The following is an 11,286-nucleotide window of genomic DNA, read 5'->3' as shown; positions in this document are numbered from 1 at the left end:
GACACCATGAGCACCCAGCCCGAAGAGCACACCATGAAGCATCACAAGCGTCCATTCGCCGGCTATCAGGCGAAGACGTTCCTGTGGCAGGTGTCGGCGGACGGCAAGATCGGCACCATCACGCTGAATCGCCCCGAACGCAAGAACCCGCTGACGTTCGACTCTTACGCCGAACTGCGCGACCTGTTCCGCTCGCTGGTGTACGCCACCGACGTCAAGGTGGTGGTGGTGACGGGCGCGGGCGGCAATTTCTGCTCCGGCGGCGACGTGCATGAAATCATCGGCCCGCTCACCAAGATGAGCATGCCGGAACTGCTGGACTTCACGCGGATGACGGGCGACCTGGTCAAGGCCATGCGCGCCTGCCCGCAGCCCATCGTGGCCGCCGTGGACGGCGTGTGCGCCGGCGCGGGCGCAATGGTGGCGCTGGCTTCCGACATGCGCCTGGGCACGCCCGCCGCGCGTACCGCCTTCCTGTTCACCCGGGTGGGCCTGGCGGGCGCCGACATGGGCGCGTGCACGCTGCTGCCGCGCATGATCGGCCAGGGCCGCGCGTCCGAGCTCCTGTACACGGGCCGCGCCATGACGGCCGAAGAAGGCGCGAACTGGGGCTTCTTCAACGCCCTGCACGACTCCGAAAAACTGCTGGAAGCCGCCCAGACGCTGGCGGCGCAACTGGCCGCGGGCCCGACCTTCGCCCACGGCGTGACCAAGAAGCTGCTGCACCAGGAGTGGAATATGGGCGTGGACGAGGCCATCGAGGCCGAAGCCGAGGCCCAGGCCATCTGCATGCAGACGCGCGACTTCCATCGCGCCTACGAGGCCTTCGTGGCCAAGCAGAAACCCGTCTTCCAGGGGAATTGACGATGCGCGACGCTAGCTGGCTGGACTGGCCCTTTTTCGACGACGCGCACCGCAAGCTGGCGCATGAGGTCGACGCCTGGTGCGAACAATCGCTGGGCGACGTTGACCACCACGACGCCGACGCCGCATGCAAGAAACTGGTCAAGGCCATGGGCCAGGCCGGCTGGCTGCGCTATGCGGTCGCGGGCGGCCCGGAAGGGGCTTGGGGCGGCGCGCTGCCCGAAGTGGATTCCCGCGCCGTCTGCATCTTGCGCGAGACCTTTGCCCGCCACGAAGGCCTGGCCGACTTTGCGTTCGCGATGCAGGGCCTGGGCAGCGGCGCGATTTCGCTGATGGGTTCGGACGAATTGCGCCAGCGCTATCTGCCGCGCGTGGCCCGGGGCGAGGCCATCGCGGCGTTCGCGCTGTCCGAACCCGATGCGGGCTCGGACGTCGCGGCGCTGGCATGCGAGGCGCGGCTGGACGGCGATCACTACGTGCTCAACGGCGCCAAGACCTGGATCTCCAACGGCGGCATCGCGGACTTCTATTGCGTGTTCGCACGCACCGGCGAAGCCCCCGGCGCGCGCGGCATCAGCGCGTTCGTGGTGGATGCCGGCACCCCGGGATTCGAGGTCAGCGAACGCATCGACCTGATTGCGCCGCACCCGTTGGCCACGATTACCTTCGACAACTGCCGCGTGCCGGTCTCGCATCGGCTGGGCGACGCGGGCCAGGGCTTCAAGCTGGCCATGATGACGCTGGACATCTTCCGCGCGTCGGTCGCGGCCGCGGCGCTGGGATTTGCGCGCCGGGCGCTGGATGAAGGCCTGGCGCGCGCCAAGTCGCGCCGCATGTTCGGCCAGACCCTGGCCGACCTGCAATTGACGCAAGCCGCGCTGGGCGACATGGCTACGGCCATCGACGCCTCGGCGCTGCTCACGTATCGCGCCGCGTGGATGCGCGACGTGCAAAAGCTGCGCACCACGCGCGAAGCCGCGATGGCCAAGATGACGGCCACCGAATCGGCGCAAACCGTGATCGACCGGGCACTGCAGATGTTCGGCGGCGCGGGCGTGGTGTCGGGGATGCCGGTGGAGAAGCTTTACAGGGAAATCAGAGCGCTGCGTATCTATGAAGGCGCCACGGAAGTGCAGAAATTGATCATCGCCCGTGAACTGCTGAAGGCGTAAAGGGCCACCGAGCGCCTGCCTTTTGCATCGAAAACCGCATCGCACTAGCCAAGGGGAATTTTCATGGAAGTATCCGCCCACATCGACACCTTCGCCCGGGACAATCTGCCCCCGGGCGAACAATGGCCAGAATTCCTGCTCGACGGCCCCGACGTGGCCTATCCCAAGCGCTTTAACTGCGCCGTGGAATTGGTGGACGCCATGGTCGACCGCGGCCACGGCGACCGTGTGGCGCTGCGCTGGCGGCAGGACGGCAAGCCGGCCGCGATGACCTACCGCGAACTTGCCGCCCTGACCAACCGCATCGCCCATGTGCTGACCGAGGACATGAAGCTGGTGCCCGGCAACCGCCTGCTGCTGCGCGGGCCGAACAACCCCATGATGGCCGCGTCCTGGCTGGCCGCGATCAAGGCGGGGCTGGTCACCGTGCCGACGATGCCGCTGCTGCGTTCCAAAGAGCTCAAGCAGATCATCGACAAGGCGCAGATCCAGGCCGTGTTGTGCGATGTGCGCCTGAAGGAAGAGGCGCAGTTCTGCGCGCAGCCGGACCACGAGAATCACTGCCCCGGCCTGTCCCAGGTCGTGTACTTCAACGACGCCTCGCCGGACGCACTGGACGCGCTGGCGGCGGCCAAGCCGGATGCCTTCGAGGCCTGCGATACCGCTGCCGACGATGTGTGCCTGATCGCCTTCACCAGCGGAACCACGGGCTCGCCCAAGGGCTGCATGCATTTCCACCGCGACGTGCTGGCGATGTGCGACCTGTTCCCCAAGCATGTGATCAAGCCGGGGCCGGACGACATTTTCTGCGGCACGCCGCCGCTGGCCTTTACGTTCGGCCTGGGCGGGCTGCTGTGCTTCCCGCTGCGCGTGGGCGCGAGCACGGTGCTGGCTGAAAAGCTGTCGCCGGAAAGCCTGCTGGAATTGATCCAGGACTTCCTCGCCACGGTCGTGTTCACGGCGCCGACTTTCTATCGCCAGATGGCGGCGCTGGTGGGCAAGTTCGATCTGTCGTCGCTGAAGAAAAGCGTGTCGGCTGGTGAAGCCTTGCCGGACGCCACCCGCCAGCTCTGGAAGGAAGCGACGGGCATCGAGATGATCGACGGCATAGGCGGAACGGAAATGATCCACGTGTTTGTGTCGAGCCCGCCCGAGGCAGTGCGCCGCGGGGCGATCGGCCGTGTGGTGCCGGGTTATGTGGCGCAGATCGTGGACGACGACATGAAGCCCGTGCCCAATGGCACGGTGGGCCGGCTGGCCATCAAGGGGCCGACCGGTTGCCGCTATCTGGCGGACGAGCGCCAGCGCCGCTTCGTGCAGCAGGGCTGGAACCTGCCGGGCGATACGTTCGTGCAGGACGACGACGGCTATCTGTTCTATCAGGCCCGCAACGACGACATGATCGTGTCCGCCGGCTACAACATCGCGGGCCCCGAAGTCGAGGACGCGCTGTTGCGCCACGAGGCGGTGGCGGAGTGCGGGGTGGTCGGGGCGATGGATGACGAGCGCGGGCAGCTGGTGAAGGCGTTCGTGGTGCTCAAGCCGGGTTTTGCGCCCAGCGACGAGCTGGTGGCGGCGATGCAGGCGTTCGTGAAGGCGAACATCGCGCCGTACAAGTATCCGCGCGCGATCGAATTCGTGGAGACCTTGCCGCGCACCGAAACCGGCAAGCTGCAGCGCTTTGCGCTGCGCAAGATGGCATGAAAAGGCACTAAGGAAACACCATGGCAGCACCTTTCATCAGTCAGGTAGAAGTCCGGTTCCGCCATTGCGATCCGGCGGGCATTGTCTTCTATCCGCGCTATTTCGAGATGATCAACGATTTCGTCGAGGAATGGTTCGATAAGGGGATGGGGCTGCCGTTTCATGCGCTGCACGTGGACCGGCACATCGGCACGCCGATGGCGTCGGTGACGTGCGATTTCAGCGCGCCCAGCCGCTGGCATGAAAAGCTGCGGCAGACACTGGAGGTGCAACGCATCGGCGGCGCGTCGTTCAAGGCGCTGGTGCGTTTCGAGGGGCCGGACGGGCAGTTGCGGCTGTCGGCCACGTTGACGATCGTGACGGTGGATTTGCGGACGATGAAGTCGATGCCGTTGCCCGCGGATCTGCGCGCACGCATGCAGGATTATCTGGCGCCCGCGGCGTAAGCGGCGTGCGCCACCCTGTGCTTTGTTTATTTAATCAATAGGATGAGACGTTATGAAGATTCTGCAACCGCCGGATTGGATGGCGCCCCGGGGCTATTCGAATGGTGTGCTTACCGAGATGCAGGTGGGCAGCAAGCTTGTGTTCGTGGGCGGTCAGGTGGGGTGGAACGGCCAGCAGCAGTTCGAATCCGATGACCTGGCCGACCAGGTCCGCCAGACGCTGGCGAATATTGTCGCGATCCTGGCCGAGGGCGGGGCGAAGCCCGAGCATATCGTGCGGATGACTTGGTACGTGACGGACAAGAATGAATACGTGGCGGCTTATCCGGCCATCGGCAAGCACTACCGGGAGTTGATCGGTCGGCATTTTCCGGCGATGACGGCGGTGGAGGTGGCGGATCTGGTTGAGGATCGGGCCAAGGTGGAGATCGAGGTGACGGCGGTGGTGCCGGCGCAGTGATTGTGTTTGGGTTTTGACTGGGTATCGAGGGTTCGCCGCTTGCGCCGTCTGGCCGGCACTGGGTGGCGGGGCGGCGGGCCTTCGATGCTTTGCTGGTTTTCTAGGCGCCTGATTTCTGGAGCGATGTTGCTTTGGGGGTTGGGCGCTTTTGTTTGCGGCCTTTTTTTGTGCTCGGTGTTTGAGTTCTTGAGACGCCTGGCGCGCCGGGGGCCTGGGGCGCGCGGGGCTACGATTGCGGTCCGGAGCGTTCGCTCCGGACTGCCCCGTTGTCATCTTCGTCACCGCCTTCGGCGGTTCCTTCAGATTCCCTCGGGCGCATCTACACGCCCCGCGCACCCCAGGCCCCCGGCACGCCAGGCTTGGCCTCTCGGGTTTCAATGCTGGCGGGGCGGGCGGTGTTCTTGAGGTTCTTGCCGACGGCGTCACCCTCCTAAACGCCGCGTCTCTCGCGGTAATTCCCCGAAGCGCTCGCGGTAGTACTCCGAAAACCTTCCCAGATGGCCGAAACCCACGCTTAGCGCAACTTCCGTGACGCTGGCGTCCATGTCCGTTTTCAGCCGGTTCCTTGCCGCATCCAGCCTGAAGGCGCGCAGCGCGTTCATGGGCGTGGTGTTGCGGTGTTCCTGGAACAGCCGCGTCAGGGCGCTGGCGCTGGCGCCGGCTTGGCGGGCGATGTCGTTCAGGGTCAGGGGGGCGCCCAGGCGTTCGCGCATGTAGGTTTCGGCGATGCTCAGGCGGCGCGGGACGGCGTCGCCGGCCTGGGTTTGCCAGGTGTTGGGCTGGTTGTAGAGCAGGTGCAGGACCAGGGTGTCTTCCAGGTGCTCCAGCCAGGCGGCGGGCGGGCGGCGGGCGCCGTCGTCGAGGGTGGGGAGCAGGTGGATCAGGCTGGCCATCATGCTGCGCCAGGCCGCGCCGATGGGGGTGTCCAGGCGCAGCGCGGGGCTGAAGTCCAGGGGGCGGGAGGCGGCCTGGCCGAAGGCGCGCTGGCCCATGGCTTCCAGCTTGCCGCGCGGGATTTTCAGCAGCAGTTGTTCGCAGCCGGCTTCCCAGTGCAGGCGCAGGCGGCGGTTGGGGGCGATGACGGCGGCGCAGTCGGGGTCGGCGTTGACGCCTTCGTCGCCGCATTCGATGCGGGCGCGGCCGCGCAGGGGGACCTGGACCAGCATGAAGTCCTGGAGGCGGTCGGGTTCGATGTGGACTTCGGCGCCGTAGCGCAGCGTACAGACCGTCAGCGAGCCGAAGCGGCCCCGGTTCAATTCCGCGTCCACGCGGCCGCCTTTCCAGGTCAGGCGATGCTCTTTCAGGGCTTCAGACACGCGTGCGCGGGTCTCATCCTGCTGCGTGGAGCTGAAGACGCGCCGGTTGAGCAGGGGCGCCAGCTCGAGTCGGGACCAGCCGTGCATGGATGCCTCCAGGACGGGACCGATCCCGTATCTGCAGGCAGCCTAATTTAAACGGGCCGCATTGGGAATTAAGTGAATCCCGGATAAGCGTGGCGGTATTCGGATAGAGCCGGAAAGGCTGCGGGCCTAATCTTGCCTGCAGGCGCTGCACGCGCCTATTGGAGGGAGTACGCCGCGGCGCGTAAGCTGGGCGACTTGGATCGGCGGCATGCGTGTACCGACGGCAGACGGGTTCTGTCAGCTTTCCGCCAGCGCGGCTGGCGGCGAATACGGGGTGACACATGAATCGAATTTCCTGGAGCCGGCGCGCGCTGGCGGCGCTGGTTTGCATGACGGCCGCGGCGGGCGCGTCGGCGGCGGACAAGGTCAAGGTGGGCCTGCTCACCACGCTGTCCGGGCCGGGCGCGGCGCTGGGCAACGAGATCCGCGACGGCTTCAATCTGGCGCTGCAGCACACGGGCGGCAAGCTGGGCGGGGTGCCGGCCGAGGTGGTGGTGGCCGACGATCAGCAAAAGGCGGACACCGGCCGTCAGGCCGTGGAGCGCCTGCTCAAGCGCGACCGCGTGGACGTGATGACGGGCATCGTGTTTTCCAATGTGTTGCTGCCGGTGATGCCCGCCATCCTGCAGTCCGGCACGATCTACCTCAGCACCAACACGGGGCCGGAGAACTACGCCGGCGCAGGCTGTAATCCGAATTTCTTCGCGGTGGCCTGGCAGAACGAGGACATTCCGGCCGCGATGGGCAAGTACGCCGCGGACCAGGGTTTCAAGAGCGTGGCGCTGATCGCGCCGGATTATCCGGGCGGACGCGAATCGCTCAACGGCTTCAAGCGCTTGTACAAGGGCGGGCTGTCGGAAGAGATCTACACCCAGCTCGGCCAACTGGATTACGGCGTCGAGATCACGCGGCTGCGGGCCAGCAAGCCCGATGCGGTGTTTTTCTTCCTGCCGGGCGGCATGGGCGTGAACTTCATCAAGCAGTTCAACGGGGCGGGCCTGTCCAAGGACATCGCGCTGCTGGCGCCGGGCTTTTCGGGCGACGAGGACACCATCGCCGCGGTGGGCGCGCCCATCCAGGGCCTGCGCAACACGTCGCAATGGGCGGCCGACCTGGACAACCCCGCCAACCGCAAGTTTGTCGCGGATTTCCAGAAGGCCTACAACCGTAGCCCGACGCTGTACGCGTCGCAGGGCTATGACGCCGCCATGCTGCTGGACAGCGCGGTGCGCCAGACGGGCGGCAAGCTCGACGCCGACGCCTTGCGTCCGGCGCTGCGGCGCGCGGATTTCAAGTCCGTGCGCGGCGACTTCAAGTTCAACCGCAACCAGTATCCGGTCCAGAACTACTACCTGCGCGTTATCGAGGCGGGCGCGGGCGGCAAGCTGGCCAACAAGCTGTCGGGAACGGTGCTGACCCAGTACCAGGATCCGTTCGCCGCCGCCTGCCAGATGAAGTAGGGCGCCGGGTTCCCGCAATAAAGGAGATACGCATGACTCAGAGCATTACGACGCGCGAGGTGACGATCGCCTCGCACGATGGCAAGTCCTTTGGCGCCTACCTGGCGGTGCCGGCCTCGGGCCGCGGCCCGGGCCTGGTGCTGTGCCAGGAGATTTTCGGCATCAATGATTTCATGCGCCGCGCGGCGCAGCTGCTGGCCGAGGAAGGGTATGTGGTGCTGGCGCCGGACCTGTTCTGGCGCCAGCAGCCGGGCATCCAGCTCACGGACGGCCCCGCCGACATGCCGCGCGCCTTTGAGCTGTACAAGGGCTTCGACGTGGACCTGGGCGTGAAGGACATCGCGTCGACGCTGGCCGCGCTGCGCGAATTGCCGGAACAGGAAGGCGGGGCGGGCGTGCTGGGCTATTGCCTGGGCGGCAAGCTGGCCTATCTGGCGGCCTGCCGCACGGACGCGGACGTGGCGGTGGGCTACTACGGCGTGGGCATCGAGGACAGCCTGGAAGAGGCATCCAGGCTGCGCGGGCGGCTGGTGCTGCACATCGCCGAGCAGGACGGCTTCTGTCCGCCCGAGGCGCGCCAGCGCATCCTGGAAGCGCTGGGCGGCAAGCCGGGGGTCGAGCTGTACGTCTACCCGGACATGGACCACGCCTTCGCGCGCACCGGCGGCGAACACTACGATAAGCCGTCTGCGCTGATGGCGCACCAGCGCAGCATGGCGGCGCTGCAGCGCGCCATTGGCCCGGAGTTCGACTATTCGTACCTGTGGGACAAGCACTGCGAATACGAATTCGGCACGCGCGACGTGGCCGCGACCATGGCGACGATGGTGGCCGAGCCCTACGTCAACCACATTCCGACGATGACGGGCGGGGTGGGCCACAAGGAACTGTCGCGCTTCTACCAGCACCATTTCGTCAACAGCAATCCCCCCGATACGCGCCTCGTGCCCCTGTCGCGCACCGTGGGCGCCACGCAGATCGTCGACGAGCTGCTGTTCTGCTTCACCCATACGACCGAGATCGACTGGATGCTGCCCGGCGTCGCGCCCACGGGCAAGTACGTGGAGATCCCGCTGGTGGCCATCGTGAAGTTTCGCGGCGACAAGCTCTACCACGAGCATATCTATTGGGACCAGGCCAGCGTGCTGGTGCAGGTGGGCCTGCTGGACCCGAAGGGCCTGCCCGCCGCCGGCCGCGAAACCGCGGCCAAGCTGCTGGACGAGACCCTGCCTTCCAACACGCTGATGGCGCGCTGGAAGGACAGCGAGAACAAGTAGGAGACGACATGCCTTATACCGACGAGCAACTTGGGTCCCTGGTGCGCGGAGACAGCGTGCACCGGGACCTGTACACCGATCCGGCCATCTTCGACCTGGAGATGCAGCGCATCTATGGACGCGCCTGGATCTACGTGGGCCACGAAAGCCAGGTGCCCAAGACGGGCGACTACCACACCACCCGCCTGGGCGACCAGGACGTGCTGATGGTGCGCGCCGCCGACGGCCGCGTGCATGTGCTCTACAACCGCTGCCCGCATAAGGGTGCGAAGGTGGTGGCTGACGGCGAGGGCTGTGTCGGCAAGTTCTTCCGCTGCCCCTACCATGCATGGACCTTCAAGCTGGATGGCAGCCACCTGGGCGTGCCGCTCAAGCAAGGCCTGGAAGGCACGTCGTACGATCCCGCAGACCCGTCGTTCTCCATGCGGCGCCTGCCGCGCGTGGACAGCTACCGCGGCTTCGTGTTTGCCAGCCAGTCCCCGGACGGCCAGGCGCTGGAAGACTTCCTGGGCGGCGTGCGCTCGTCCATCGACAACCTCTGCGACCGTTCGCCGGTGGGCGAGGTCGAGGTGGCGGGCGGCATCTTCCGCGTGATGCAGCGCTCGAACTGGAAGGTGTTCTACGAGAACCTGCACGACACCATGCACGCCCGCGTCACCCATGAATCGTCCTATGCCGCCGCGCGCGACGAGGCCAAGGAAATGGGCGAGATGCCGCTTGAATTGCACATCATGGACGGCAACGGCGAACCCTACGAATTCTGGGAAAAGCTGGAACTGCGCGCGTACGACAACGGCCATGGCTACATGGAAGGCATCTTCAACCCCGGGGCCGCCGAACGCGATCCCGTGTCGCGCGCGCATTTCGAGTCGCTGTCCACCGCCTATGGCGAGGACCGCGCGCGCGAGATCCTGGGCATGAACCGCCACAACACGGTCATCTACGGCAGCGGTTCGCCTCATACCGTGTTCCAGCAGTTCCGGGTGATCCGTCCGGTTGCGGTTGACCGGACCCTGATCGAGATTCAGACTTTCCGCTGCAAGGGCGCGCCGGACGGCGTGTTCAAGCGCGCCATGCTGTACGCCAACGTCATCAACTCGCCGTCGTCCAACGTCATGCCGGACGATATCGAGCTCTACAACCGCTGCCAGGAAGGCAACGCCACGCGCGGCGGCGACTGGGTCAGCATGCACCGCTACCACGGCAGCGACCGCAGCGACGCCGAGGGGATGGTGTCGGTGAACGGCACCAGCGAACTGCCCATGCGCAATCAGTTCCGCGCGTGGAAGGCCTATATGGAGGCCGGTCCCGCCGCGACGGAGAGGACGGCCAAGGGAGACGGCGCATGCTGCTAGATCTTGATTTCGACGTCGGCACGGCCGATCTGTCGCCGGCCGACGTGCCGGCGGATGCCTACCACCGCATCGCCCAGTTCCTATACCGCGAGGCGCGGCTGCTGGACGAACGGCGCTACGACGACTGGCAGGCGCTCTGGACCGACGACGGCATGTACTGGATGCCGCGCAAGCCGGGCCAGCAGAGCCCCTACGACCATATCTCGCTGTTCTGGGAAGACCGCATGCTGCGCGACGTGCGCATCCGGCGCCTGGAACATCCGCGCAACTGGTCGCAGCAGCCGCCGACGCACAGCGTGCGGCTGGTGGGCGGCGTCCAGGTCGAAGGCGTGGACGCGGGCGGCAATCTGGTGGTGCATTCCGTTTTCCAGATGACCGAATGGCGCAAGCGCCAGCCGCGCCAGCTGGCGGGGCGCTACACCCACAAGCTGGCCGCCGAGGGCGACGGCTGGCGCATCCGCATGAAGCGGGTGGATCTGGTCAATTGCGACGACGTGCACGACGCCTTCGAGGTGTTCGTGTGAAACACGCGGACGTCGCGGTGCTGGCGCTGCACTATCAGAACGATGTGCTGCATCCGGACGGCAAGATCCGTGTCGGGCTGGACGCCGACAGCGGCGCGCGCCAGCGCCTGCTGGACAATGCCGCCGCCCTGCTCGAAGGCGCCCGCGCCCAGGCGCTGCCCATCGTGCATGTGCGCATCGCATTCCGCCCCGACTACGCGGACCTGCTGCCCAATTGCGCCATCTTCCGCAACGTGGCCACGATAGGCGCGGTGCCGGAAGGGCAGTGGGGCAGCGCGTTCTACGACGGGCTGCAGCCGCTGCCGGGCAGCGCACGCGAATTCGTCGTCAAGCACACGCGCATCAGCGCCTTCTACGGCACGCCGCTGGAGGAAACCCTGCGGCTGCTGGGCGCACGGCGGCTGGTGGTGGCGGGCGTGGCCACGCATTCGGTGGTGGAAGGCACTGTCCGCCACGCCGCCGACATCGGCTTTTCGGTCATGGTGGCGCAGGACGCCTGCGCGTCCGCCGAGCCCGCGGTGCACGAGGCGTCGCTGGCCAGCATGCGGCTGATCGCCCAGACGGGTTCGGTGGCGCAGGCCATGCGCTGGGCTGCCGCGCCGGACTGATCAAGGAGCATTC

At 66.5% G+C, this 11,286-nt stretch carries 11 protein-coding genes; 10 read left to right on the top strand and 1 reads right to left on the bottom strand.

Annotation, left to right across the window (positions count from 1 at the left end):
* The first annotated feature begins 6 nt into the window (after positions 1-6).
* The 5 genes from KYC_RS18835 to KYC_RS18815 all read left to right on the top strand — a co-directional run bounded on the left by KYC_RS18835 (position 7) and on the right by KYC_RS18815 (position 4,646).
* Positions 7-864, top strand: coding sequence for an enoyl-CoA hydratase family protein (locus KYC_RS18835; RefSeq protein ID WP_008165293.1), 858 nt, complete (start codon positions 7-9; stop codon positions 862-864).
* A 2-nt stretch (positions 865-866) separates the two neighbouring features.
* Entirely contained in the window at positions 867-2,036 is a 1,170-nt protein-coding gene (locus KYC_RS18830; RefSeq protein ID WP_008165291.1) for an acyl-CoA dehydrogenase family protein, read from the top strand.
* A gap of 63 nt (positions 2,037-2,099) precedes the next feature.
* Entirely contained in the window at positions 2,100-3,740 is a 1,641-nt protein-coding gene (locus KYC_RS18825) for an AMP-binding protein (protein WP_008165289.1), read from the top strand.
* A gap of 20 nt (positions 3,741-3,760) precedes the next feature.
* On the top strand, positions 3,761-4,186 hold the full coding sequence (locus KYC_RS18820) for an acyl-CoA thioesterase (protein WP_008165287.1): 426 nt from the start codon (positions 3,761-3,763) through the stop codon (positions 4,184-4,186).
* A 52-nt stretch (positions 4,187-4,238) separates the two neighbouring features.
* A complete protein-coding gene (locus tag KYC_RS18815) occupies positions 4,239-4,646 on the top strand; it encodes a RidA family protein (protein ID WP_008165286.1) in 408 nt (135 codons plus the stop codon).
* A 422-nt stretch (positions 4,647-5,068) separates the two neighbouring features.
* Here the strand turns inward: KYC_RS18815 and KYC_RS18810 are convergent, their stop codons facing one another.
* Positions 5,069-6,049, bottom strand: coding sequence for an AraC family transcriptional regulator (locus tag KYC_RS18810; RefSeq protein WP_008165284.1), 981 nt, complete (start codon positions 6,047-6,049; stop codon positions 5,069-5,071).
* 281 nt (positions 6,050-6,330) lie between these two features.
* Between KYC_RS18810 and KYC_RS18805 the strand changes: the two genes are divergently transcribed.
* Genes KYC_RS18805 through KYC_RS18785 form a run of 5 tightly spaced genes read left to right on the top strand, consistent with a single transcriptional unit; the run spans position 6,331 to position 11,273 of the window.
* Positions 6,331-7,509 carry an ABC transporter substrate-binding protein gene (locus KYC_RS18805; protein WP_008165282.1) on the top strand — a complete coding sequence of 393 codons (1,179 nt, stop codon included), beginning with the start codon at positions 6,331-6,333 and terminating at the stop codon, positions 7,507-7,509.
* 32 nt (positions 7,510-7,541) lie between these two features.
* Positions 7,542-8,786, top strand: coding sequence for a dienelactone hydrolase family protein (locus KYC_RS18800; protein WP_008165280.1), 1,245 nt, complete (start codon positions 7,542-7,544; stop codon positions 8,784-8,786).
* Between the two features lie 8 nt (positions 8,787-8,794).
* Complete coding sequence (locus KYC_RS18795) at positions 8,795-10,141, top strand: aromatic ring-hydroxylating dioxygenase subunit alpha (RefSeq protein ID WP_008165279.1); 1,347 nt, start codon at positions 8,795-8,797, stop codon at positions 10,139-10,141.
* On the top strand, positions 10,132-10,665 hold the full coding sequence (locus KYC_RS18790; protein ID WP_008165276.1) for an aromatic-ring-hydroxylating dioxygenase subunit beta: 534 nt from the start codon (positions 10,132-10,134) through the stop codon (positions 10,663-10,665). Before KYC_RS18795 ends, KYC_RS18790 begins: the two co-directional genes overlap by 10 nt.
* Positions 10,662-11,273, top strand: a complete 612-nt coding sequence (locus tag KYC_RS18785; RefSeq protein ID WP_008165273.1) for a cysteine hydrolase family protein — start codon at positions 10,662-10,664, stop codon at positions 11,271-11,273. Before KYC_RS18790 ends, KYC_RS18785 begins: the two co-directional genes overlap by 4 nt.
* Positions 11,274-11,286 lie beyond the last annotated feature (13 nt).

This window comes from Achromobacter arsenitoxydans SY8 (assembly GCF_000236785.1).
Taxonomy (GTDB): Bacteria; Pseudomonadota; Gammaproteobacteria; order Burkholderiales; family Burkholderiaceae_B; genus Achromobacter; species Achromobacter arsenitoxydans.
Note: the sequence above shows the minus strand (reverse complement) of the source record. Positions and strands in the feature narration are given on the sequence as shown.

What these genes read in the sequence shown, in the direction of transcription:
- KYC_RS18835 (WP_008165293.1), top strand. Translation starts at nt 7, where the DNA reads ATGAGCACCCAGCCCGAAGAGCACACCATGAAGCATCACAAGCGTCCA.
- KYC_RS18830 (WP_008165291.1), top strand. Translation starts at nt 867, where the DNA reads ATGCGCGACGCTAGCTGGCTGGACTGGCCCTTTTTCGACGACGCGCAC.
- KYC_RS18825 (WP_008165289.1), top strand. Translation starts at nt 2,100, where the DNA reads ATGGAAGTATCCGCCCACATCGACACCTTCGCCCGGGACAATCTGCCC.
- KYC_RS18820 (WP_008165287.1), top strand. Translation starts at nt 3,761, where the DNA reads ATGGCAGCACCTTTCATCAGTCAGGTAGAAGTCCGGTTCCGCCATTGC.
- KYC_RS18815 (WP_008165286.1), top strand. Translation starts at nt 4,239, where the DNA reads ATGAAGATTCTGCAACCGCCGGATTGGATGGCGCCCCGGGGCTATTCG.
- KYC_RS18810 (WP_008165284.1), bottom strand. Translation starts at nt 6,049, where the DNA reads ATGCACGGCTGGTCCCGACTCGAGCTGGCGCCCCTGCTCAACCGGCGC.
- KYC_RS18805 (WP_008165282.1), top strand. Translation starts at nt 6,331, where the DNA reads ATGAATCGAATTTCCTGGAGCCGGCGCGCGCTGGCGGCGCTGGTTTGC.
- KYC_RS18800 (WP_008165280.1), top strand. Translation starts at nt 7,542, where the DNA reads ATGACTCAGAGCATTACGACGCGCGAGGTGACGATCGCCTCGCACGAT.
- KYC_RS18795 (WP_008165279.1), top strand. Translation starts at nt 8,795, where the DNA reads ATGCCTTATACCGACGAGCAACTTGGGTCCCTGGTGCGCGGAGACAGC.
- KYC_RS18790 (WP_008165276.1), top strand. Translation starts at nt 10,132, where the DNA reads ATGCTGCTAGATCTTGATTTCGACGTCGGCACGGCCGATCTGTCGCCG.